The organism is Pseudomonas sp. DG56-2 (assembly GCF_004803755.1).
Taxonomy (GTDB): domain Bacteria; phylum Pseudomonadota; class Gammaproteobacteria; order Pseudomonadales; family Pseudomonadaceae; genus Aquipseudomonas; species Aquipseudomonas auratipiscis.
In genome coordinates, this window is the sequence record NZ_CP032311.1 from 395,454 (window position 1) to 419,525 (window position 24,072).

Here is a 24,072-nt window from a genome sequence, read left to right on the forward strand (position 1 = left end):
GGCTGTTCGCGGACAGACTGCAGCCTCCCTGATCGTTTCTGGATAAAGCATGAGAATTTTGATCATTGGCCCCAGCTGGGTGGGCGACATGGTAATGGCGCAAACCCTGTTCCATTGCCTGAAGCAGCAACATCCGGCGTGTGTGATCGACGTGCTGGCCCCCGAGTGGAGCCGGCCGATCCTCGAACGCATGCCTGAAGTTCGCCAGGCCTTGAGCTTTCCGCTCGGTCACGGTGCGCTGGAACTGGCGACTCGGCGGCGCATCGGCAAGTCCCTGGCCGGTCAGTACGACCAGGCTATCTTGCTGCCCAACTCGATGAAGTCGGCGCTGGTACCGTTTTTTGCCGGTATTCCCAAGCGTACCGGCTGGCGCGGCGAAATGCGTTTTGGCCTGCTCAATGATGTGCGCAAGCTGGACAAGGCGCGTTATCCGCTGATGATCGAGCGCTTCATGGCGCTGGCTTATCCGCCGGGTACCGAACTGCCCAAGCCGTACCCGCGTCCAAGCCTGCAGATCGAGGCTGCCAGTCGCGATGCCGCGCTCGCCAAGTTCGGCCTGAGCCTGGATCGCCCGGTGTTGGCGCTGTGCCCGGGTGCCGAGTTCGGCGAGGCCAAGCGCTGGCCTTCGGAGCATTACGCCAAGGTTGCCGAGGCCAGGATCCGTGAGGGTTGGCAGGTCTGGCTGTTCGGTTCGAAGAATGACTTTGCCGTTGGCGAGTCGATTCGCGATCGGCTGATTCCCGGTCTGCGTGAAGAGGCAAGCAATCTCAGCGGCGAAACGTCACTGGCCGAAGCCATTGATCTGCTGTCGTGCAGTGATGCCGTGGTATCCAACGATTCTGGCCTCATGCATGTCGCGGCAGCCCTGAACCGCCCGCTTGTTGCGGTCTATGGCTCGACCTCGCCAGGCTTTACCCCACCGTTGGCCGATCAGGTCGAAGTGGTGCGCCTGGGGTTGGAGTGCAGCCCGTGCTTTGACCGTACCTGCCGTTTCGGCCACTACAATTGCTTGCGTCAGCTCGAACCCGAGGCGGTGGAGGCTGCCTTGCAGCGCCTCAATGGTCCGAGCCTGATCGATGTCATGGCCGAGGTCGACTAAGTGCGGGTATTGCTGATCAAGACCTCTTCTTTGGGGGATGTGATTCATGCGCTGCCGGCGTTGACCGATGCGGCTCGGGCGATTCCCGGTATTCGCTTCGATTGGGTGGTCGAGGAAGGATTTGCCGAGATTCCCAGCTGGCATCCGGCGGTGGACAAGGTTATCCCGGTGGCGATCCGCCGTTGGCGCAAGAACCTCTGGCAGACCTTCAAAAATGGCGAGTGGCGCCAGTTCAAGCAGCGTCTGCGCGAGACCAAGTATGACCTGGTGATCGATGCCCAGGGCTTGGTCAAGTCAGCCTGGCTAACCCGTTATGTGAAGGCACCGGTGGCGGGTCTGGACCGCTATTCGGCCCGTGAGGGGTTGTCCAGCCGCTTCTATGACCGCCGCTTTTCGGTGCAGCGTGGGCAACATGCGGTAGAGCGCGTGCGCCAGCTGTTTGCCCTGGCTCTCGGTTACGATTTGCCTGCAGGCCTTGGCGATTATGGGTTGGACCTGGATCGCTTGCAGCTACCCCCGGCCGCGCCGTTCGTGGTGTTCCTGCACGGCACGACCTGGGCAACCAAACATTGGCCAGAGGCCTATTGGCGGCAACTGGCCGAACGCCTGGGGCAACAAGGCCTCGAGGTGCGCTTGCCGTGGGGCAACGCGGCAGAGCAGGCGCGCGCCGAGCGAATCGCCAAAGGCTTGAACAACTGTCAGGTACTGCCCAAATTGAACCTGGTAGGTGTCGCCCGCGTGCTGGCCGCTGCCAAAGCGTGTGTGGCGGTAGACACCGGCCTTGGTCACCTGGCAGCGGCGCTCGATGTGCCGACCCTGTCGCTGTTCGGCCCGACCAACCCCGGACTGACCGGTGCTTATGGCAAGTCCCAGGTGCACCTGGGCAGCGATTTTTCCTGCGCACCTTGCCTGCAGAAAAAATGTACTTACAAACCGAGCGCTGAAGATCAGCGCCGGTTCGATCTCAAACGCGAGTGGCCGCTGTGCTTCACTCGCCTGAATCCCGAGCGTGTGGCGAGCCAATTGCGCGCGTTGCTGCTGGCTGAGGATGTTCGTTAATGCAACTGGCTTTTGTGCTGTACAAGTATTTTCCCTTCGGCGGCTTGCAGCGCGATTTCATGCGTATCGCCCTGGAATGCCAGCGCCGAGGTCATCAGATCCGCGTCTATACGCTGATCTGGGAAGGCGAGGTGCCCGAAGGCTTTGAGGTGCTGGTTGCACCCGTGAAGGCACTGTTCAACCATCGGCGTAACGAAAAGCTTACCGCCTGGATGGAGGCAGACCTTGCCAAGCGCCCGGTTGACCGCCTGATCGGCTTCAACAAAATGCCGGGGCTGGACGTCTACTACGCGGCCGACGGTTGCTTCGAAGACAAGGCGCAGAACCTGCGCAACTCGATGTACCGGCGTTGGGGCCGCTACCGGCACTTTGCCGAGTACGAGCGGGCGGTGTTTGCCAAGGACGCCAAGACCGAGGTCCTGATGATCTCGGAAGTCCAGCAACCCTTATTCATCAAGCACTACGGCACGCCGTTGGAGCGCTTCCACTTGCTGCCACCGGGCATTTCCCAGGACCGCCGCGCCCCTGCCAATGCCGCCGAAATACGTGCCGAGTTTCGCCGGGAGTTCGACCTCAAGGATGACCAACTGCTGATGGTGCAGATTGGTTCGGGGTTCAAGACCAAGGGTGTTGACCGCAGTCTCAAGGCGCTGGCGTCCTTGCCTTCGGCGTTGCGTAAACGTACTCGACTGATGGTGATCGGCCAGGATGATCCCAAGGTGTTCCAGCTGCAAAGTGCCGCCCTTGGTTTGACCGATCAGGTTCAGTTCCTCAAGGGGCGCAGCGATATTCCGCGCTTCCTGCTTGGCGCTGACCTGTTGATTCACCCGGCCTACAACGAAAACACCGGTACGGTGTTGCTGGAAGCGCTGGTTGCCGGCCTGCCGGTGCTGGTGTCGGCTGTGTGTGGATATGCCCATTACATTGCCGAGGCCGATAGCGGCCTGGTGCTGGATGAGCCGTTCGAGCAGCAACAGGCGAATGCGTATCTGCAACGGATGCTCGAAGATGACAGTGCCCGTGCCACCTGGGCGCGTAACGGGCTGGCGTTCGCCGACAGTGCCGACCTCTACAGCATGCCCGAGCATGCCGCCGATGTGATTCTGGCCACGGAGCGTAAATGAAACTGATATTGGCCGAGCCGTTCAAACGCCTTTGGGCCGGGCGCGATGCCTTCGATGCTGTGGAGAGCCTGCAAGGCCAGGTGTACCGCGAGCTGGAAGGGCGTCGTACCTTGCGCACCGAAGTCGAGGGACGAGGCTACTTCGTCAAGATTCACCGTGGCATTGGCTGGGGTGAGGTCTTCAAGAATCTGTTCAGCGCCAAACTGCCGGTGCTCGGTGCCGGCCAGGAGTGGCGGGCAGTCCAGCGCTTGCACGAGGTCGGGGTGCCTACCATGACCGCGGTTGCCTATGGCGAACGTGGCAGCAACCCGGCGGCACAGCACTCGTTCATCGTTACCGAAGAACTGGCGCCGACTGTCAGCCTGGAAGACTTCAGCATCGACTGGGTCAAGCAACCGCCTGCGCCGCGCCTCAAACATGCACTGATCGCCGAAGTGGCACGCATGACCGGGATGATGCACCGGGCCGGGGTCAATCATCGTGACTGCTACATCTGTCACTTTCTGCTGCACACAGATCGCGAAGTGACGGCCGATGATTTCAAACTGTCGGTGATCGATTTGCACCGTGCGCAGACTCGGGCCACCATTTCCCGGCGCTGGCGCAACAAAGACCTGGCCGCGTTGTATTTCTCGGCGCTGGATATCGGTCTTACCCGGCGTGACAAACTGCGCTTCCTGCGTGGTTACTTCCAGCAGCCGCTGCGCCAGATCCTTGCTGAGGAAGCCGCGCTGCTGCGCTGGCTGGAAGGCAAGGCCCAGAAGCTCTACGAGCGTAAACAACGATACGGGGATGCGCTCTGATGGCGAGTTGGACACTGGCGCCTGGTTATCAGGCACTGGCGGCGGACTTTGGCAGTATCGAGGCAGTCTTTGCCTTGCAGGGTGAGCGCCTGACTCACGATCCGCTCAGTGAGGTAATTCGCATCGAGCGCGACGGGGTCAACTACTACGTCAAGCGCTACACCGGTGCCGGCAAAGGCTTGCGCCGTTACATTGGGCGCCCGCGGATCAAGGCTGAGTGGCAGAACCTCAAGCAGTTCGCCAAGTGGGATATTCCGACCGCCGAGGTGGTGGCCTGGGGGCTGGAGCGCAGCGGCCTGAGTTTTGCCCGTGGCGCGATGATCACCCGTGAGTTGCCGTTCACCGAAGACCTTTCGGCGTTGGCGGAGCGCAAGGACCCACGCCTGGCTGATCGCGGCTGGGTTGACCATATCAGTCGTCAGTTGGCCCGGCACACCCGGATCATGCATGATCACCACTTCACCCATAACGATTTGAAGTGGCGCAACCTGCTAGTCGATGACCAGGCCCGCCTGTTCTTGATCGATTGCCCGACGGGCGATTTCTGGTGGGGCTTCATGCTGCGCTATCGAATCACCAAGGACCTGGCGTGCCTGGACAAAGTGGCCAAGTATCATTTGTCGGCCACCCAGCGTTTGCGCTTCTATCTGCAATATCGCGGGCGGGAGCGCCTGAACGCGGCGGACAAGCGTCGTGTCCGGCATGTGGTGACGTTTTTCGAGGGACGGGAATGACTGATTTTCTGGCCAATGCCGAGCTGGCACTGCTTGAGCGCCACGGCCTCAATGGGTTTGACCAGCTGTGGGCGCTTCAGCTCGAAGCGGTGGATGAACCCAATACCGGTCGCGGTGGTTGGAGTAGCGTTTTCCGCCTGGAACTGGAGGGCAAGGGGTATTACCTCAAGCGTCAGAGCGACTACCTGACCCGCACCTTGCACCGGCCCTTCGGCGAACCGACCTTTGCCCGCGAGTTCCGCAATATCAGCCGCTACCAAAAGCTCGGGATTCCGGCCCTGCAGGCGGTCTATTACGGCGAGCGCAAGATCGAAGGCGAGCGCCGGGCGATCTTGCTTACCCGTGCACTGGATGAGTGGAGCGACCTGGATAGTCTACTGGGGGTGTGGCCGACGCTGGACATCGGCCAGCGCCAAGGCATCCTACGGGCCTGTGGGCAGCTGGCGCGGACGCTGCACAGTGCCGGCCAGGTGCATGGCTGCTTCTATCCCAAACACATTTTCCTGCGTGAACGCAGCGATGGCTGGTTGGCGCAACTGATCGATCTGGAAAAGACCCGGCCGCTGTTACTGGGGATGCGTGACCGTCTCAAGGATCTTGAGCCACTGTTGCGCCGCGCGCCGAACTGGAGCGAGGCTGAGGTTCGTCTGCTGCTGGCCAGTTACCTGGATCAGCCAGCCGATAGTCCGCTGGTCGATAGCTGGCTGCAGCGCCTGGTGCGCCGTCGCCGTGAGAAAGAGGCTCGCTGATGCGTTTGTCCGAACTGAAGAATGCCGGGCGTCATCCGGAACTTCCCCTGAGCATTGGCCTGGCCGATGCCGCAGGTAGTGCTGATCTACAGTTGCTCACACTGCTGCGCGTGTTGCCAGGGCAGCGCTATGTAGGGGCCGGTGTCTGGCGTGGCAAGCCGGTGCTGGCAAAGTTGTTGGTAGGCAGTAGTGCCTCTCGGCATTTTCAGCGTGAACTCGAAGGGGTGCGCTTGCTGGCGGCCCAGGGTCTGACTACGCCGCTGCTACTCGCCGACGGTCTGCGCGAGGGCGAAGGCGGGTGGTTGCTATTCGAGTTCCTGGAAGGTGCGCAGAGCCTCGCCGATGCCTGGGCAGCGGTCGAAGCCCTGCCGCCGCTGGCCGATGAGCAACAATTGGTGCTCGGCGAAGCCCTGGCCGCGGTGGCTGAGATGCACGCCAAAGGGCTGTGGCAAGAAGACCTGCATTTGGACAACCTGTTGCGTCAAGGCGGCAAGCTGTACCTGATCGACGGTGCCGGAATCAAGGCAGAAACGCCGGGTAAGCCATTGTCGCGCCCACAAGTGTTGCAAAACCTTGGGGTGTTTTTTGCCCAATTGCCCAAGCGCCTGGAGCCTTTCATCGAAGAGTTGCTGGTGCATTACCTGCTGACCAATGCCGAGCATGCCTTGCCACTGGAAGCCTTGCAGAAGCAGATCGACAAGGTGCGCAGCTGGCGCCTGAAGGATTACCTGGAAAAGGCTGGGCGCGAATGCACGTTGTTCAGTGTCGAGCGCGGCCCTTCTGGCCTGCGTTCGATTCGCCGCGATGAAGTGGCCGCCCTGCTACCAGTGCTGGAGCAGGCCGACACGCTGATCGACCAAGGCCATATGTACAAGACCGGAGGTGCCGCCAGTGTCGCGCGTATCGACGTGAACGGTCGGTCGCTGGTCCTCAAACGCTACAACATCAAGAACACGGCACACTGGCTCAAGCGTTTCTGGCGTCCAAGTCGCGCCTGGCATTCTTGGATCGAAGGGCATCGTCTGGAGTTTCTCGGCATTGCCACGCCACGGCCACTAGCGGTGCTGGAACAACGGGTGATGGGCTTGCGCAGCCGCGCCTACCTGGTGACCGAATACGCCGATGGGCCGGACCTGATCGAATGCTTCGCCCCGTATGTCGACAGCGGCGAGGTGCCTGAAGCGCAGCTCCAGGCCTTGCAGGCATTGTTGAAGCAACTGATTCATGAGCGCATAAGCCACGGCGATATGAAGGGGCACAACCTGTTCTGGCAGAACGGCCAGTGGTCATTGATCGACCTGGATGCGATGTGCCAACACGTCACCCAGCTCAGCTTCGCCCCAGCCTTTGCCCGTGATCGGGCGCGGTTGTTGCGTAACTGGCCAAGTGGCAGCGCATTGTACAAGCGGCTGGATGAGTGTTTGCCGAATCTGGCTAACTGACGTAGCGTCACCGCCGGGCAAGCCGCTCCTACGCGTCGGAGCGTGCTTGCCGGCGAAGCTCACTTGGCGACGGGCCAAAAACCGCGCAAGCCGTACCAGGCTGGCAAGCCCAGACCGACCCAGGCCAGCGCATCCCACCAGCCGTCACCCAACAAAGCGGCGAACAGCCCCAGCGAGCCAAGTAGGGCAATCAATGTCGGCATGCCGAAAACAGCGGCAAGACCCGAAGATTTGCGTTTCATTGCACGGTCTCCGCTTGCGCTGCAACGACTGGCTTGGCGGCGCGTCGACGCACCACCCAAAGATACACGCCGCTGCCCAATACAATGATGGTCAGCACATCCAGCACTGCCCAGAGAATCTGCATCGGTCGTCCGCCGTAGTCACCGAAATGCAGTGGCTGTGACAGTCCCATTGCATCCATGTACCAGGGGCGATCGCCGATTGCCGTGACGTCCAGCGTCGAGGCGTCGATCAGTACCGGTGTCAGCAGATGTGCTGTCAGGTGCGTACCGCCTTTCATGAACACCGCGTAATGATGCTCGCTGGAAAACCGCGTGCCTGGAAAGGCGATAAAGTCAGGCACCATTGCGGGAGCTGCTTCGCTGGCAATGTCCAGTACGCGGCTGACCGGCGCCAGCTCGGTGAGCGGTGGCGCATCACGGTACGGCGCCACCATGGCGCTCAAGCTATCGTTGCGCCAGGCTGCGATGACCAGGTCCGAGAGGGCGCTGATCACCCCGGTAACGCCAACCACCAAAGCCCAGGTCACGGTGACGATGCCGATCAGGTTGTGCAGGTCGAGCCAGCGCAGCCGACGCGATTTTTCATGGCGCACGGTGGCGAACTTCAAGCGGCGCATGAACGGTGCGTAGAGCACCACACCAGAGATGATCGCCACCACAAACAGCAAGCCCATGAACGCCAGCAGCAGTTTGCCGGGCAAGCCGGCAAACATATCCACATGCAGGCGCAGCATGGTCATCATGAAACCGCCGTTGGCCGAGGGCATTTCCACGGCATCGCCGGTGCGGGCGTCGAGCATGAAGGTATGCGAGGAATTCGGCTCGGTACCGGCGGTGGCCGCCATGATCGCTATCACACCGTTGCGGTCATCCTCGTCCCAGCCAAAGTACTGCATGACCTCACCCGGACGGTGAGCCTGGGCTTTGAGCACCAGTTGTTGCAGGTCGAGTTTTGGCGTGTCGGCCGGCATTTCTTGCAACTGCGGTGCATCGCCCAGCAGGTGGTCGATCTCATGGTGAAAGATCAGCGGCAAACCGGTCACTGCCAGCATCAGCAGGAACAGCGTGCAGATCAGGCTGGTCCAGGTGTGGACAAAGGACCAGCGGCGTATGGTTTTACTTTTCATGCTACAGCCTTCAGAACAAGCCAAAACCGCCCTGTGGGGCGGCTTGCAACGCGGCTAACTCCGCCAATTACCATTGATAGGAGGCGCTGGCGACCACGCTGCGCTGATCGCCGTAGTAGCAATAGAAGCTATCACAAGTGGAGATATAGTCTTTGTCGAACAGGTTGGTGGCGTTCAGCTTGATGGACGCGCCTTTCAAGCTGTTGTCCAGGCGGCCCAAGTCATAGTGAACGGATGCGTCAAAAACTGTTACTGCATCGGCTTTGCCAAGCCAAGTGTTGCCCTGGTCGCCATACGTATTACCGGTGTAGCGTGCGCCACCACCGATACCGAAACCGTCCAGTACTCCACTGTGCCAAGTGTAATCGGCCCAAAGCGATGCCTGTTGGTTCGGCATAAGTTGTAGGCGGTTACCTTTGTAATCCCCCTTTTGCACCTCGGACTTGGCCAAGGTGTATGCGGCGATGAGCTTAAGGTTCTCGGTCAGATCGGAAACCGCTTCCAGCTCGAGCCCCTTTACTTTCACTTCGCCGGTCTGGCTGGACACAGGGACATTGCCGACCGTGGTGGTGACCGCAACATTTTTCTGAGTGAGGTCATAGATCGCAGCACTCAACAGGGTATTGGAGCCCGGCGGTTGATACTTGATACCCAGTTCCCATTGCTTGCCTTCGGTCGGTTTGAAGGATTGGTCTGGGGACGCGCTGGCATTGGTAGCGGTCTGGAAGGACTCCGCGTAGGACAGATACGGTACGAAGCCCGAGTCGAAAACGTAACTGATCGCCGCATTGCCGCTGAAATTTTTGCTGCGCTCGGTGTTGGTTACATCTTTCTTGTTGTAGTAGGTAGTGCCCGTATGGACCCAATCCTCACGACCGCCGAGGGTCAGGCGCCATTGTTCGAGGGCCATCTGATCCTGTACATACAGGCCGGTCTGGACGGTCTTTTGGTTGTAGTCGTAGAAGGCATCCGAGCGCGGAGGGCGGACGATTGGCTGGCCATAAATCGGGTTATTGACGTTGATTGGCGGGGCCGAGCCGAAGATCGATGTGTAAGTGGTATCGGAACGTTGGTGATCAAGCCCGATCAGCAGGGTATGGCTGATAGCACCGGTGTCGAAGTTAGCCTGCAGGTTGTTGTCTACTGCAAATTGGCTGATGTCTTCGTCAGTGCTGGTGGTAGAACGAGCAATGTTGCCCTGATCATTCACTTGGCTGAAAGGATAGGAGCCGACAGTAACGGCTTGGAATGACAATTCCGATTTGGTGTACCGCAGGTTCTGGCGGAACTGCCAGACATCGTTCAACCGATGTTCAAAGGCATAACCCAGTGCGTAGTAGGTGCGGTCGTAGTATTCCCAGTCAGGGTCGCCGAGATTTTTGTGGTGGGAAATATCACCGAAAGGTGAGTCGAGCTTTGTGCCCTGCAGAGGATGGAACTGACTGGTAATACCAGTATCGTCACGAGTGAACTGTGAGAGCAGGGTCAGTTTAGTATCGGTGTCGATGTTCCAGGTCAGACTGGGCGCAATGTTGTAGCGTTTGTTATCGACATGATCGATTTGAGTACCGCTGTCGCGTACCACACCACTGAGGCCATAAAGGAATTGCCCTTCCTCGTCGATCTTCCCGGTACTGGCGAAGTTAATTTGACGATGGTTGTCGCTGCCGTACTGGACTTCGATTTCATTGCTCGACTCTTCGCTGGGGCGGCGGCTGACCATGTCCAGCATGCCACCCGGTGGAGTCTGGCCGTATACCGACGATGCCGGACCGCGCAGCAGGGCGAGGCGATCGAGATTCCAGGTTTCCTGCTTGGGGTTGGCATACACGCCTTTTGGTAACGGAAGGCCATCAAGAAACTGGGTGGGTTCGAAACCGCGTACACGCAGCCAATCGGCGCGGGTGTCGCTACCGAAACTGCTGGCAACGATGCCGGGCATGTAGCGAACGGCGTCATCGAGATTTTGCACGCCGCGGTCGCTCATCTGCTCCCGGGTGGCGACAGAAATTGAGCGAGGTGCTTCGACAAGCGCTGTATCAGTCTTGGTGCCCGCGGCTGTGCGAGTTGCAACGTAACCTTCTACCGGCCCCCATGCGCTTTCCAGATCACCCGTGGCATTGATACTGGTCTCCGGCAAGGCCATGACACCTTCCGGCGCCGCGACGAGGCTGTAGGTGCCCGCACTGCTTTGCTGCAGTTGCAAACCCGTGCCACGCAGCGCGGCCTGCAATGCGCCGACGCCGTTGTATTGACCGTTGACCGGGGCAGAGGTGCGACCGTTGGTCAGTCCCGGGTCCATCGACAGGGCAATGCCGGCCTGGCTTGCGATCTGGTTCAGGGTGCTCGACAGCGGGGCTGCTGGCAGGTTGTAGGCGCGCTGACTGGATTGCTCGGCAGCAACCAGCGAAGTGCTCACCACCGGAGCGGACAGGGCAATGGCCAACGCCAGCAGGCTAGGGCGCAGGAAGGTATCGAAAACGCGGGACATGCAGCAACTCCTCGACGAATAAGTGCTAACTAGCTTCCTTGCCGAGTGAGATTGGAAAAGTGATAGGGCTTAGTGAAAATAATTTAGATTAATATTTCAAACAGCGCTGCAGGCGAGGCTTTTCGCCGGCAAGCCGGCTTTCACGGGATTGTCTAAGGGGTGTCGGGCTTCGCTGCCACCGTCACCCACCAAGGGGTGTGCTGTTCGATCTGCACGGGCAGGGTCGGCAGCAATGAAGTCAGGGCCAGGTCGATATTGTTCAGCGGGAAGCTGCCGGTGATACGCAGGTTGGCTACCTCCGGTGCCACGCCCAGGTAGCCACTGCGGTATCGGGCAAGTTCTTCGACCAGATCGCCCAGGCGTACGTTGTCAACCACCAGCATGCCGCGGGTCCAAGCGTCGGCGCCCATACTCAGGCCATCGATCTGGCTGAGCTGGTCATGGCTCATCAGCACTTGCTGACCTTCGTGCAGGATTTGCTCGTTGCCGCTGTCCTGTGGCCTGGCGGCCACGGCTGATTGCAATACGCTCAAGCGTGTTCCCTGGTCTTCGAGTTTGACCAGAAAGCGCGTACCCAGGGCTCGCATGCGCCCGTCTTCGGTGGCGACGATGAAAGGACGATCGTCCTTGTGGCCGGTCTCGACGGAGATCTCACCTTCGTGAAGGACGATCAGGCGTTCTTTTTCATCAAAGCGAATATCCACCGCCGAATGGGTATTCAGGCTGATCAAGGTGCCGTCGGTGAGGCGCATGCTGCGTTGCTCGCCGGTGGCTGTACGTTGATCTGCCAGCCAGTAGCCCAGCGATTGATAACTGCTGACCCAACTCAAAAAGCCAACCGCCACCACCAGGCTGGCCAGGCCACCACCCAATTTGCGCACTCGTTGGCGCAATCCGGCGCGTGATTGCAGTAACGCCTGGCGCGCAGGCCCGGCTGCGGCGCTGAAGCGCTGGTCAAGCATGCCCAATTGCATCCATGCCCGCTGGTGTTCTTCGCTGGAGGCCAGCCACAAGGCGAACTCCGCGCGTTCGTCGCGGCTGCCACTGCCCGAATCCAGGCACAGCTGCCAGGCAATCGCGGCGTCCAGTACCGTGGCGCTGACCGGCTTGCTGTTCATGTCGGCTCGCCGTACAGCGCTACGTAGCACTGACGCATGCCTTGGGCCAGGTACTGGCGCACGCGGGAGACGGACACACCCAGGCGTTCGGCAATTTGCGAATGATTCAGGCCGTCGAGGCGGTTGTAGAGGAAAGCCGCTCGCGCTTTGCTCGACAGTTTTCCCAGCAGGCGATCAATGGCTTTGAGGTCTTCAAGAATCAGATGTTGTTCTTCCGGGGAAGGTTGTTCGGCTTCGGGGATCAGCATCAGCTCGGCCAGATAGGCCTGCTCCAGTGCCGCGCGGCGAAAATGATCGAACAACAGACCTTTGGCAATCGCCAGGATAAAGGCTCGAGGTTCACGCGGCGCCGACAATTGATCGCGACCCAGCAGGCGCACGAAGGTGTCCTGGCTGAGGTCCTCGGCACGGTCGGCGCAGGCGATATTACGCCGTAGCCAGCCGAGTAGCCAACTGCGATGGTCGCGGTAGAGCGTACCGACCAGCTCACTGTGTGGGCTTTGTGCGGACGACAAGGCGTTCCCCGAAAAAGATGTGTTAACTAACGAGAATTATTCGCGATTGTTACAGGATCTTCTTGTGAAACGCAATTGACGCTCATCGGATGATGTTAAAAGCCGTGACTTTGTTGACGTCGGCGCCGCCAACGTTGCAATTGTTGGTCGAGCTGAGCCGGGCTGTCCAACTGCTGGCGCCGGGCTTGGCTGAATAAAATCAGGGCCAGTTCGGCCGTTACCATGGCATCGGCACTGGCGTTATGGCGTTCTACCGCTTCGAGGCCGAAGCAGGCTGTCCAGTCGTCCAGCCCGGCTTCGCGCAAGGTAAGTTGCGGGTTCAGCAGCGGGGCCAGTTCAGCGACGTCGAAGAACGGGTGCTGCAGGCGATAACCGAGGTGGTCTTTCAGGGCTCGTGCAAGCATGCGCTGATCAAAAGGGGCATGAAAAGCCAGTATGGGGCTGTCACCAATAAAAGCCATCAGGTCGAGCAGCGCCTCGGCCGGATCACAGCCTGCTGCAATAGCGCTAGGGCCCAGGCCATGGATGAGCACGCTGGAAGTCAGCTTGTGATCGCGTTGATAGAGTGTGCGCTCGAACTGCTGACTGAAGTCTATCGCGCCATCTTCGATGACCACAGCGCCAATCGAAAGCACCTGGTCACGTTGGGTGTTCAGGCCGCTGGTTTCCAGATCGAGCACGACCCAGCGCTGAGAGCGCAAGGTGTTGTCACCGAGCACGGCCGCAGGTGCCAGCTGGGCGACGCGCTGGCAGATGTGCTCATCGATTTGTCGAGGGCGTAGCCAGGCAAAAAGACTCACAACTGATACCTCAATGCCAGGCTGCTCTGCAGTCGCTGCGCCTGGCGCAATGATTCGCGCAGGATACGCCGGTCCAGATGATTGAGGCTGTCCGGGTCAACGCGGTTGGAGTAGGGCAGGTTCTGCCGGCTTTGCAACTGATGCTGCTGCATGCGGGTTTGCTGGATGAAGTGGTAGGCCTCTTCATACGCGGCTCCGTCGAGTGGGTCGATCACTTCACGGCTCACCAGTTCGCGCAGGCGTTCCAGGGTATTGTTGGCGCTGATGCCATTGGCCAATGCCAGAAGACGGGCGCCGTCGACAAAGGGGGTCAGCCCCTGAACCTTGAGGTCGAGCGTGGCGGCTTTATCGCTGCCCTGGCGGGTCAGTACGAATTCACGGAAGCGGCCTACGGGCGGACGCTGGCGCAAGGCGTTGCCAGCCATCATGCGTTGGAACAGACGGTTGTCGGCTACTTGCTCGAGAATGCTCTGGCGTAGCTGTTCGCAGGCGCTTTCATTGCCCCAGACCACTCGCAGGTCAAAATAGATGCTGGAGGCCAGGAGATTTTCCGGCGTGGCCTCGCGAATGAATGCGGCAAATCGGCGTGCCCATTCCGAGCGCGACAGGCAGAGCTCGGGATTGCCGGCCATGATGTTGCCCTTGCACAGGGTAAAACCGCATTGAGCCAGGCCCTGATTGATGTACTGGGCCAGTGGCAGCAGGCGACCGCGAATTTCCGCAGCCTGGGCTGCATCGCGGGCTTCAAAAAGAATTCCGTTGTCCTGGTCGGTGTGCAGGGTTTGCTCGCGCCGACCCTCACTGCCAAAACACAGCCAACTGAAAGGTACGCCGGGATCGCCCTTGTCCTGTATCGCGAGTTCGATCACCCGGCATACGGTGTGGTCGTTGAGCAACGTGATGATCTGTGTGATCTGCGTCGAAGAGGCGCCGTGGGCGAGCATGCGCTCGACCAGTTGTCCGATTTCCCCACGCAACGACACCAGGTTCTCGATTCGCGCGGCATGACGAATGGTGCGGGCCAGGTGCACCAGGTCAACACGCTGCAGAGAGAACAGATCGCGCTCCGACACCACGCCGCAAAGGCGTCGGTCCTCGACCAGGCACACATGCGCAATGTGGCGTTCGGTCATGGCAATGGCGGCGTCAAAAGCGCTGGCCTGCGGGCTCAGGTAGAACGGGTCGGCGGTCATGTGTTCGCCGATGGGACCCGAGACATCAGCGCTGGCATCGGCGACCACCTGGCGCAAGTCGCGCAGGGTGAAAATGCCGACGGGGAAGCGCTGCCCGTCGACGATCACAATGCTGCCGACCTGTTGTTCATGCATCAGTGCCACGGCTTCGCGCACGGGTGTTTTCGATTCGCAGGTTACCGGGTGGCGCATGGCCAACTCACCGAGGCGGGTGTTGAGCGAGTACTGAGTACCGAGGGTTTCCACGGCACGGCGCTGGACCTGCTGGTTGACCTGATCGAGCAGGCTGCTGACGCCACGCAGGGCGAAGTCGCGAAAAACCTCGGAAAGCGCGAACAGGCGAATGAATGCCGCTTTGTTCAGTTGCAGGCAAAAGGTGTCTTCGCCGGCCAGGTGCTCAGTGCGGGTGGCACGTTCGCCAAGCAACGCGGCGAGGGGAAAGCACTCGCCAGTGGTGATCTCGAATGTGGTTTCAGTACCAGGGCGCGTTTCATGTTGGCGCTCGCCGATAACTCGACCCTGCTTGACGATGTAGAAGTGCTCTACCGGCCCGTCATTGGGGGTGATGATGCTGTCATTGGCTGCATAGAAACGCAGTTGGCACTGTTCGACGAGAAACGCCAGGTGAGCGTTTTCCATCTGATTGAAAGGAGGAAAGCGTTGCAAAAACTGCAGGGTCCCCTGGATGTTCTGCATGACTGCAGTCTTTCCTGCCTGGGTGAAGGCGTCCATTTTGCTCATGAGCGTTACCGCAAATTTATGTCGAGCTGTATACATCGACCTTGTTGTTTTCGACCTTCATGGTCGGTTGCAGTGTCCCCGGTGCCCATTGGACGTAAGTCTAAACAATGCGACGGGCAGGGTGAGAAACACGACGGTTGTCAAAATGCCGACGAAAGGCGGGTTGCAAGGCGATCAAAAGGGGTCTGAACTTGATTCAAGGGAGATTTTTCCGCGTCATCGATGATGAGAGAGCTATGCCCGACCAAGACGACATCCTGAGTGATGCCGAGCGCGAAGCGCTGGCAACGATTACCGCGCCGAAGGCTGCCCCGCAGAAAGTGTTGATCGTCGATGACAACGAGCTGGCTCGTGAGGCGCTGGCCAGTTACCTCAAAGCCCAGGGAATCAAGTGCGTGACAGCGGAAAATGCCGAGCGGGCGCTGGCGTACCTAAAGGGTGAACGCGGGATTGGTTTGTTGATTACAGATTTGCGCATGCAGCCGCTCGATGGCCTGGAGTTGATCCGCCAGATTCGCGAATCGGAAAAGGCGGCCCTGCCGATCATCATCGTCTCCGGTGATGCCGATGTTCCCGATGCCATTGCGGCGATGCATTTGAGTGTCGTCGACTTTCTGCTCAAGCCGATTGATTTGGACAAACTGGTGGAACTGGTGCGTAAGGAACTGGGGATTAGTTGAAGCGAATCGAGGAACAAGCCCGCTCCACAGTGGGAGCGGGCTTGTTCCTCGATAAGGCGACGTGATTACAGACCGTTCTTGGCCTTGAACTCACGACGACGACGGTGCAGGACTGGCTCGGTGTAGCCGTTCGGCTGCTTGGTGCCTTCTACCACCAGTTCGACGGCCGCCTGGAAGGCGATATTGTCGTCGAAGTTTGGTGCCAGCGGACGGTACAGCGGGTCGTTGGCGTTCTGCTTGTCGACCACCGGAGCCATGCGCTTGAGGCTTTCCAGCACCTGAGCCTCGTTGACAATGCCATGACGCAGCCAGTTGGCCAGGAGCTGGGCGGAAATGCGCAGGGTCGCGCGGTCTTCCATCAGGCCGACGTCATTGATGTCCGGCACTTTCGAACAGCCGACACCCTGGTCGATCCAGCGCACAACGTAGCCAAGGATGCCCTGGGCGTTGTTGTCCAGCTCGTTGCGGATTTCTTCTTCGGACCAATTGGTGTCTGTTGCCAGCGGGATGGTCAGAATGTCGTCCACCGACGCAGGCGTACGCTTGGCCAGCTCGGCCTGGCGAGCGAATACGTCGACCTTGTGATAGTGCAGCGCATGCAGTGCTGCGGCAGTCGGCGACGGAACCCAAGCGGTGTTGGCACCTGCCAGCGGGTGAGCGATTTTCTGCTCGAGCATATCGGCCATCAGATCAGGCATGGCCCACATGCCTTTACCGATCTGGGCGCGGCCTTGCAGACCGGTAGCCAGGCCGATATCGACGTTGGAGTTCTCGTAGGCGCCAATCCACTTCTGGGTTTTCATGGCGCCCTTGCGCACGACAGCGCCAGCTTCCATGGAGGTGTGGATTTCATCACCGGTGCGGTCGAGGAAGCCGGTGTTGATGAACACCACACGCTCGCTGGCGGCTTTGATACAGGCCTTGAGGTTGACCGTGGTACGGCGCTCCTCATCCATGATGCCGACCTTCAGGGTATTACGCTTCATACCCAGAACGTCTTCGATACGACCGAACAGCTCGTTGGTGAACGCCGCTTCTTCCGGGCCATGCATCTTCGGTTTAACGATGTAGACCGAGCCGGTACGGCTGTTCTTGCGGCTGGTGTTGCCGTTGATGTTGTGAATCGCGGCAAGGTTGGTGATCAGGCCGTCGAGAATACCCTCTGGCACTTCATTGCCATCTTTGTCGAGGATCGCGTCGATGGTCATCAAGTGGCCGACGTTGCGCACGAACAGCAGGGAGCGACCGTGCAGAGTCACCGTTCCACCGTTAGGCGCGGTGTATTCGCGGTCCGGGTTCATGGTCCGGGTGAAGGTCTGACCGCCTTTGCTGACGCTTTCCGACAGGTCGCCCTTCATCAGGCCGAGCCAGTTGCGGTAGATCACTACCTTGTCGTCGGCATCGACAGCGGCAACCGAGTCTTCGCAGTCCATGATGGTGGTCAGGGCGGCTTCCATCAGCACGTCCTTGATCCCGGCAGCGTCGGTCTGGCCGACCGGAGTGCTGGCATCGAACTGGATTTCGAAGTGCAGGCCATTGTGCTTGAGCAGAATGGAGGTTGGCGCCGAAGCGTCGCCGAGGAAACCGATCAGTTGTGCGTCATCGCGCAGGCCGCTGTTGCTGCCGCCTTTGAGGGCGACGATCAGTTTGCCGCCTTCGATGCGGTAAGCAGTGGAATCGACATGCGAGCCGGCAGTCAGTGGTGCGGACTCATCGAGGAAGGCACGGGCGAAGGCGATAACCTTGTCACCGCGAACCTTGTTGTAGCCTTTACCTTTTTCCGCACCGCCAGCTTCGCTGATGGCATCGGTGCCGTACAGAGCATCGTACAGCGAGCCCCAGCGGGCGTTGGAAGCGTTCAGGGCAAAGCGCGCATTCATCACTGGCACAACCAGTTGTGGACCGGCCATGCGGGCAATTTCGTCGTCGACGTTCTGGGTCGAAGCCTGGAAGTCCGCTGCTTCTGGCAGCAGGTAACCGATGTCCTGGAGGAAGGCTTTGTAAGCCACGGCATCGTGAGCCTGGCCTTGACGCGCCTGGTGCCAGGCATCGATCTGTGCCTGCAGTGCGTCACGTTTGGCCAGCAGTGCTTTGTTCTTTGGAGCGAGGTCGTTGATGATCTTTTCTGCCCCCACCCAGAACTGCTCGGCGTTGACGCCGGTTCCAGGAATGGCTTCGTTGTTCACGAAGTCGAACAGGACTTTGGCGACCTGAAGGCCACCGACTTGAACGTGTTCAGTCATTGCTTGCCTCACTCTCTCTGCTCAGCTATTGCTCTTCTATTTAAGCCTTTCGCGCTTCTCTAAATACGGCACCAGGACTTGCCCTTTGGGCGGCTGGGTGCGGCCTGCCAGACAGGCTGGCGGGCGGTTGCGTATTTTCGCAGGCGCCTTGGCAGACATCGGTTTGAACGTTTTGTAGTCCACGCAGCGGCATACTACATGATGCGCCGCAGTTGTGAAAATCAGACTAAATACGTCGTTCCGCGACCAATAAGTCGCAGAAATTCACGCCGGGAGACAGTATGTTCTCAAAAAAGTGACGGATTGTTCCAGATAAATCTTGAAACAGTACACGATTGCTTTGAAAAAGCTGCTGCGGCAGGTTGCCGCGGCTTGCCTATACTTTCTGCGCGCCCTGAGTTTTTGGGCGTTTCAAGGCAATCAGCAGAGGAATGGCGCGTGGATCATCTCGTTTTGACAGTAATCGCCCCGGACAAGGCAGGCCAGGTAGAACGCATTGCCGAATGCATTGCCGAGCACAACGGTAACTGGCTGGAGAGCCGGATGTCGCGAATGGCCGGTCAGTTCGCCGGCATCCTGCGTGTGGCGGTGCCGGCCGAATCCTATGACGAGTTGGTCGGCGCTCTAAAGGCATTAAGCAAGTACGACATTCGCGTGTTGATCGCCGAGAGCGGTATCGAACCCTCATGCACCTGGAAACCGATCGCCATGGAACTGGTCGGCAACGACCGCCCGGGCATTGTGAGGGATATAACGCGTCTGCTCGCCGAGCAGGGGGTCAATCTGGAGCGCTTCAGCACGGATGTACGACCAGCGCCCATGAGCAGCGAGCCGCTGTTTCACGCCGACGCTTTGTTGGCGATGCCATTGACCCTTTCGTTGGAGTCGTTGCAAGCCAAGCTCGAAGCGCTGGCCGACGATTTGATGGTTGAACTCAAGCTGCGTCCGGAAGAATAGTTATCCCGTTTTGCCGGGGACCGGCCTGTGGATAAGCTGGGGGAAGCTTCCGCTAGCCCAAGCGGGCCGCAGCTCTACGCACGTTGAGCAAAAAACCACCAACAATCAGCAGCTTGTGCACAAAGCACGGGGATGAGGGTGTGGATAACCTTGGGAGAGGTTGCTGCAGACCACGATTGGCGTGGCCTGCACAGGTTTGTATGATTTTTGATCAACTGCGTCGGCGTAGGCTCAGCCAGGCATCGACGCTGTAGAGGGCGAGGCCTGCCCAGATGAACATAAAGGCAACCAGTGTGCTGCTCGACAAATGTTCACCAAAAAGCAGTACCGCCTGCAGCAAAACCAGGGTCGGTGCCAGGTACTGCAGGAAGCCTAGAGTGGTATAGGGCAGATGGCGGGCTGCAGCGTTGAAACATACCAGCGGGATCAGCGTGACAGGGCCTGCGGCAACCAGCCAGAGCGCTTCGCGGCTGGTGTAGAAGTCTGGACTGGCACTTGTTGCCAAGGGGTTCAGAAGCAGCCAACCGATTGCCAGGGGAACCAGCATCCAGGTTTCCACCACCAGCCCGGGTAGGGCTGCGACCGGCGCTTGTTTGCGGATCAGCCCATAAAAGCCAAAGCTCAACGCCAGCACCAATGAAACCCAGGGCAGGCTACCAACCTGCCAGACCTGCTGAGCCACCCCCAGTGCTGCCAGGCCGACGGCGACCCATTGCAGGCGGCGCAGGCGTTCACCCAAGAGCAACATGCCCAGAAGCACGTTGATCAGTGGGTTGATGTAGTAGCCCAGACTGGCTTCGAGCATGCGCCCGTTGTTCACCGACCAGACGTAGGTCAGCCAGTTACCGGCAATCAACGAGCCGCTAAGGGCGAGGATTGCCAGGCGCTTGGGGTTCTCGCGCAATTCGCGCCACCAGCCTGGATGCTTCCACACCAAGAGAAGCAGGGAGCCGAACAAGGCTGACCAGAGCACGCGATGGACAATGATTTCCACCGCCGGAACGCTTTGTAGTGCTTTGAAATAAAGGGGAAACAAACCCCAAATGATGTAGGCACTCAGGCCCAGAATGTAACCGCGGCGGGGGTTGGCAGCGTGCATGCAGATTCCTTGCTTAGGCAGCTAACTAAAAGCACCGCTATTGTAGACAGACTCGGGCGCACTTCAGAACAATTTCAGTGGTTCTTCGTCCAGAGCGGCCATTTGCTCGCGCAAGGCGAGTATCTGATCGCCCCAATAACGCTCCTGACCAAACCAGGGGAAACTGCGCGGAAACGCCGGATCGTCCCAACGCCGGGCAAGCCAGGCGCTGTAGTGCAGCAGGCGCAGGGCCCGCAGGGGCTCGATCAAGGCCAGTTCGCGTGGATCGAAATCATGGAATTCGTTGTAGCCATCCATCAACTCGGCCAGTTGCCCGAGGCGCTCGTGGCGATCACCGGCGAGCATCATCCACAGGTCCTGGACAGCTGGCCCCATGCGGCAATCGTCAAGGTCGACGATGTGGAAGACCTCATCGCGGCACATCATGTTGCCGGGGTGGCAGTCACCATGCAGGCGAATGGTGTTGTGTGGGGTGTTGGCGTAAATGTTTTCTACCCGCTTGAGCATGTCCCGGGCCACTGATTCAAAGGCTGGTAATAGGCTTTTGGGTACAAAGTTGCCTTCGAGCAGCGTGGTCAGCGAGGCGTGTCCGAAGTTATCCACCGCCAGCGCTTCGCGGTGCTGGAACGGGCGAGTGGCGCCGACTGCGTGCAAACGACCGAGCAATTGGCCGAGGCGATAGAGCTGGTCCAGGTTACCTGGCTCCGGGGCGCGGCCACCGCGGCGAGGAAACAAGGTAAAGCGGAAACCGCTGTGTTCGAACAGGGTTTCACCGTTGTGGATAAGTGGCGCAACCACGGGTACTTCACACGCTGCCAATTCAGCGGTGAAGCTGTGTTCTTCGAGAATCGCGGCGTTGCTCCAGCGGTCCGGGCGATAGAACTTGGCGATCAGCGGCTCGGCATCTTCGATACCCACTTGATAGACACGGTTCTCATAGCTGTTGAGCGCCAGAACGCGAGCATCGCTGAGAAAGCCGATGCTCTCTACGGCGTCGAGCACCAGGTCGGGTGTGAGCGTTTCGAAGGGATGGGACATGTCGGTTCCTGCTCTGCGGTTCCGTGCATGGTATCGCACATTCATCCTAGCGCTCAGCCCGACTCAGGTCCCGACGATTCCGCCGTCCTCTCGACGGATAGCCATGACCGAGGAGCGCGGCTTGCCATTGGCCAAGTGCTCCGGGAAGGTCGATCCGCCGGTTTCACCCGGATGCTGGATACCCACGAACAGAGTGCGCTGATCTGCAGCGAAAGCGATGCCGGTTACCTCACACGCCACCGGGCCGACCATGAAGCGACGGATTTCGCCGCTGACCGGGTCGGCGCAAAGCATCTGGTTGTTGCCCATGCCGGCAAAATCATCGCTGTTGCTGTAGTCGCCATCGGTAAGGATCCATAAGCGACCGTCGGCATCGAAACCCAGACCATCGGGGCTGTTGAACATGTTTTGCGGGGAGATGTTGCTGGAACCAGCCTTGGCATCATCCGGATGCACTGATGGGTTGCCAGCCACTACGAACAGATCCCAGTCGAAACTCATGGCGCCATGATCGTCAGCGCTTTCCTTCCAGCGCAGGATCTGTCCATAGAGGTTTTTTTCGCGCGGGTTGGGGCCCCCAGCAGGCTGGCCTTCTTCTCCACGTTTGACGTTGTTGGTCAGGGTGCAATACACCTGACCGTCCTTGGGACTGACAACGATCCACTCTGGGCGGTCCATGCGCGTTGCTTTGAGCAGGCTGGCGGCGAGACGGGCATGGATCAGCACCTGTGCCTGACTGGCGAAACCATTGGCAGCGATCAGGCCATTCTTGCCGTGGGTCATTTCCAGCCACTGGCCTTTACCGCGCGGGTGGTCGGCGTTCTGATCGCCGTCGTCGAAGCGAGCAACATAGAGCGTTCCGTGATCAAGCAGGCTGCGGTTGGCGCTGGGTGTCTTATGGTCGATGCGGTCGCGGCTGATGAACTTGTAAATGAACTCGCCGCGCTCATCGTCGCCCATGTAGACCACAGCCCGGCCATCACGGGTTTCACTCAGCGCCGCATTCTCATGTTTGAAGCGACCCAGCGCCGTGCGCTTGATGGGAGTTGAGTCAGGATCGAACGGGTCGATTTCCACCACCCAGCCGTGGCGGTTTAGTTCGTTGGGGTTCTTCGCCAGATCGAAGCGGGGGTCGTGGGGGTGCCAGCCGATCTCTTTGCCGCTGACCGAAGCACCGTAGCGCTTTTGCCCGGCATCGAATTGCTGTGCCAGATCGCTGCTGCCGAAGCAGTCGGTGAAGTTTTCTTCGCAGGTCAGATAGGTACCCCAGGGCGTCTTGCCGTTGGCGCAATTCTGGAACGTGCCGAGGGCCTTGCGGCCGCTGTTGTCGGCAGCGGTCTTGAGCCACGCATCGCCAGCGGCAGGGCCGCTGATTCGGATCGGTGAGTTGCCGTGGATGCGCCGGTTGTAGCGCGAGTCCTGGACAAACTGCCATTGACCGTTGCTGCGCTGGATTTCGATTACCGATACACCTTCGGCCGCCTGAGCCTTGTGCACCTCTTCAGCCGAAGTCGGCTGACCGCCGTGTGGGTACAGGTAGCGGTAGTTGGTGTATTCGTTGTTGATGGCCATCAACGCGCGATTTTCATCACCCGGGAAGGGAAATAGGCTCATACCGTCATTGTTGTCACCAAACTGCACTTCCTGAGCCTTGGCTGTGCCTTGTCCGGATACGTCGAACGCGGGGGCATTGGCGTGCAGCGGTTGCCCCCAACTGATCAGCACTGAGGCCTTGTAGCCGGCGGGCAGGCTGATGCTGTCGGCGGTTGCGGCGGGAATGCTGGTAAAGCCGAGCAGGCTGCTATTGGCGGTACTGACGCTGGCAGCCATTACACTGCGGCTAAGCAGGTTGCCGCCCAGGAACAAGGCGGCGCCGCACAGGGCGCCGGCGCCGATGAAGCGGCGCCGACTCAAGCTCGCCAGTTGTTCAAGATCGGTTGGTTGGTGTTCTTCTAATAGGTTCATGACAGGCTTCCTGCGGGTTTGGCAGTCACCTTAGTCAGCACTTATGACGGTTTTGTGTCGCTTTTTATGCAGGCGTTCCGATAAGTACGTAGGACGGTTGAAACTGAACGCGTAACTCGCTCCCGGGAACCACGGCATGACGGTCGAGCCAGGCAGGTTCGGCGAAGGTACACAGCGTTTGTCCGTTGGTCAGTGTCAGGCGAACTTCAGTGGGCGACGAAACTTCTGCAAGCAAGGATTCGACCCTGGCCTGCAAACAGTTGTAACCCTCTTCTAGGGTTTCCTGAGGCGCCAGCAGGGTCAACCAGCCAGCCTTGATCAAGGCAATTACAGTTGCTCCGGGCGCAAGCTCAAGGCGCTGGGTGCTGTCACGGGTAATCAGCGCTTCAATGTTCAGGTCGCCGGCCAGGGCCAGGCAGATTCGGTCGTATTGTCCTTCTGCCTGAATGGCTTGAACGCGACCCTGCAACTGGTTGCGAGCACTGGTGCGCAGCATCAGGCGGCCGAGCAGGTCGAGATCGCTGGCGTCTTCGGCCGCTTCAAGAATTTGCGCCTGCAATGCCTGCAGACGCTGGTAAAGGCGCAGTACGCGCAGACCTTCCTTGGACAGCTTCGCGCCGCCACCGCCGCGGCCGCCAACACTGCGTTCCACCAATGGACTTGCGGCGAGATTGTTGAGTTCGTCAATGGCGTCCCAGGCGGCCTTGTAACTCATGCCGGCACTCTTTGCTGCACGGGTTATCGAGCCTTGCTCGGCAATGTGCTGGAGCAAGGCAATGCGCTGGGGGCGACGAACGATGTGTTGAGTGAGCAGGGCAGGCAAGGGCATGGGCTGTACAGGTATCGAGGA

The 24,072-nt window shown here is 59.5% G+C and carries 21 protein-coding genes; 9 read left to right on the forward strand and 12 right to left on the reverse strand.

The genetic code is table 11. The annotated features are described in order from the left end of the window. Positions 1–49 precede the first annotated feature (49 nt). The 7 genes from waaF to D3Z90_RS01815 are packed head-to-tail and all read left to right on the forward strand — an operon-like array spanning position 50 to position 7,010. Complete coding sequence (waaF, locus tag D3Z90_RS01785; protein ID WP_136474151.1) at positions 50–1,099, forward strand: lipopolysaccharide heptosyltransferase II; 1,050 nt, start codon at positions 50–52, stop codon at positions 1,097–1,099. Beyond that, positions 1,100–2,158 (forward strand): lipopolysaccharide heptosyltransferase I, encoded by a 1,059-nt coding sequence (gene waaC / locus D3Z90_RS01790; RefSeq protein WP_136474152.1) that lies wholly within the window; start codon positions 1,100–1,102, stop codon positions 2,156–2,158. Next, positions 2,158–3,282 carry a glycosyltransferase family 4 protein gene (locus D3Z90_RS01795; protein ID WP_136474153.1) on the forward strand — a complete coding sequence of 375 codons (1,125 nt, stop codon included), beginning with the start codon at positions 2,158–2,160 and terminating at the stop codon, positions 3,280–3,282. Before waaC ends, D3Z90_RS01795 begins: the two co-directional genes overlap by 1 nt. Then, complete coding sequence (rfaP, locus tag D3Z90_RS01800; RefSeq protein ID WP_136474154.1) at positions 3,279–4,085, forward strand: lipopolysaccharide core heptose(I) kinase RfaP; 807 nt, start codon at positions 3,279–3,281, stop codon at positions 4,083–4,085. Before D3Z90_RS01795 ends, rfaP begins: the two co-directional genes overlap by 4 nt. After that, on the forward strand, positions 4,085–4,819 hold the full coding sequence (locus D3Z90_RS01805) for a lipopolysaccharide kinase InaA family protein (RefSeq protein WP_136474155.1): 735 nt from the start codon (positions 4,085–4,087) through the stop codon (positions 4,817–4,819). Before rfaP ends, D3Z90_RS01805 begins: the two co-directional genes overlap by 1 nt. Next, the gene (locus D3Z90_RS01810) at positions 4,816–5,568 is read left to right on the forward strand and encodes a lipopolysaccharide kinase InaA family protein (protein WP_136474156.1); all 753 of its coding nucleotides are present in this window, start codon (positions 4,816–4,818) and stop codon (positions 5,566–5,568) included. Before D3Z90_RS01805 ends, D3Z90_RS01810 begins: the two co-directional genes overlap by 4 nt. Continuing rightward, a complete protein-coding gene (locus D3Z90_RS01815) occupies positions 5,568–7,010 on the forward strand; it encodes a lipopolysaccharide kinase InaA family protein (RefSeq protein ID WP_136474157.1) in 1,443 nt (480 codons plus the stop codon). The genes D3Z90_RS01810 and D3Z90_RS01815 overlap by 1 nt, the downstream gene beginning before the upstream one ends. A 59-nt stretch (positions 7,011–7,069) precedes the next feature. Here D3Z90_RS01815 and D3Z90_RS01820 read toward each other — a convergent pair whose 3' ends face one another. The 7 genes from D3Z90_RS01820 to D3Z90_RS01850 form a co-directional block, all read right to left on the reverse strand. Continuing rightward, a complete protein-coding gene (locus tag D3Z90_RS01820; protein WP_136474158.1) occupies positions 7,070–7,252 on the reverse strand; it encodes a hypothetical protein in 183 nt (60 codons plus the stop codon). Then, positions 7,249–8,382, reverse strand: a complete 1,134-nt coding sequence (locus D3Z90_RS01825) for a PepSY domain-containing protein (RefSeq protein WP_136474159.1) — start codon at positions 8,380–8,382, stop codon at positions 7,249–7,251. The genes D3Z90_RS01820 and D3Z90_RS01825 overlap by 4 nt, the downstream gene beginning before the upstream one ends. Before the next feature lie 67 nt (positions 8,383–8,449). After that, positions 8,450–10,873, reverse strand: a complete 2,424-nt coding sequence (locus tag D3Z90_RS01830) for a TonB-dependent siderophore receptor (RefSeq protein WP_136474160.1) — start codon at positions 10,871–10,873, stop codon at positions 8,450–8,452. A 152-nt stretch (positions 10,874–11,025) separates the two neighbouring features. Next, complete coding sequence (locus D3Z90_RS01835; protein WP_136474161.1) at positions 11,026–11,991, reverse strand: FecR family protein; 966 nt, start codon at positions 11,989–11,991, stop codon at positions 11,026–11,028. Further along, the gene (locus tag D3Z90_RS01840; RefSeq protein WP_136474162.1) at positions 11,988–12,506 is read right to left on the reverse strand and encodes an RNA polymerase sigma factor; all 519 of its coding nucleotides are present in this window, start codon (positions 12,504–12,506) and stop codon (positions 11,988–11,990) included. Before D3Z90_RS01840 ends, D3Z90_RS01835 begins: the two co-directional genes overlap by 4 nt. Before the next feature lie 95 nt (positions 12,507–12,601). Beyond that, a complete protein-coding gene (locus tag D3Z90_RS01845; protein ID WP_136474163.1) occupies positions 12,602–13,306 on the reverse strand; it encodes a PolC-type DNA polymerase III in 705 nt (234 codons plus the stop codon). Beyond that, positions 13,303–15,240, reverse strand: coding sequence for a DUF294 nucleotidyltransferase-like domain-containing protein (locus D3Z90_RS01850; protein ID WP_136474164.1), 1,938 nt, complete (start codon positions 15,238–15,240; stop codon positions 13,303–13,305). Before D3Z90_RS01850 ends, D3Z90_RS01845 begins: the two co-directional genes overlap by 4 nt. A gap of 236 nt (positions 15,241–15,476) precedes the next feature. Here D3Z90_RS01850 and D3Z90_RS01855 point away from each other — a divergent pair, with 236 nt between their 5' ends. Beyond that, positions 15,477–15,920 carry a response regulator gene (locus tag D3Z90_RS01855; RefSeq protein WP_136474165.1) on the forward strand — a complete coding sequence of 148 codons (444 nt, stop codon included), beginning with the start codon at positions 15,477–15,479 and terminating at the stop codon, positions 15,918–15,920. A gap of 65 nt (positions 15,921–15,985) precedes the next feature. Here the strand turns inward: D3Z90_RS01855 and D3Z90_RS01860 are convergent, their stop codons facing one another. Then, a complete protein-coding gene (locus tag D3Z90_RS01860; protein ID WP_136474166.1) occupies positions 15,986–18,163 on the reverse strand; it encodes a malate synthase G in 2,178 nt (725 codons plus the stop codon). Between the two features lie 438 nt (positions 18,164–18,601). Here D3Z90_RS01860 and D3Z90_RS01865 point away from each other — a divergent pair, with 438 nt between their 5' ends. Further along, on the forward strand, positions 18,602–19,120 hold the full coding sequence (locus D3Z90_RS01865) for a glycine cleavage system protein R (protein ID WP_136474167.1): 519 nt from the start codon (positions 18,602–18,604) through the stop codon (positions 19,118–19,120). A gap of 211 nt (positions 19,121–19,331) precedes the next feature. Here the strand turns inward: D3Z90_RS01865 and rarD are convergent, their stop codons facing one another. The 4 genes from rarD to D3Z90_RS01885 all read right to left on the reverse strand — a co-directional run bounded on the left by rarD (position 19,332) and on the right by D3Z90_RS01885 (position 24,051). Beyond that, positions 19,332–20,219 (reverse strand): EamA family transporter RarD, encoded by an 888-nt coding sequence (gene rarD / locus D3Z90_RS01870; protein WP_136474168.1) that lies wholly within the window; start codon positions 20,217–20,219, stop codon positions 19,332–19,334. A gap of 63 nt (positions 20,220–20,282) precedes the next feature. Beyond that, on the reverse strand, positions 20,283–21,257 hold the full coding sequence (locus tag D3Z90_RS01875; protein ID WP_136474169.1) for a serine/threonine protein kinase: 975 nt from the start codon (positions 21,255–21,257) through the stop codon (positions 20,283–20,285). A gap of 63 nt (positions 21,258–21,320) precedes the next feature. Continuing rightward, on the reverse strand, positions 21,321–23,222 hold the full coding sequence (locus D3Z90_RS01880) for a PhoX family phosphatase (protein ID WP_136474170.1): 1,902 nt from the start codon (positions 23,220–23,222) through the stop codon (positions 21,321–21,323). Between the two features lie 64 nt (positions 23,223–23,286). Further along, the gene (locus D3Z90_RS01885; protein ID WP_136474171.1) at positions 23,287–24,051 is read right to left on the reverse strand and encodes a TOBE domain-containing protein; all 765 of its coding nucleotides are present in this window, start codon (positions 24,049–24,051) and stop codon (positions 23,287–23,289) included. Positions 24,052–24,072 lie beyond the last annotated feature (21 nt).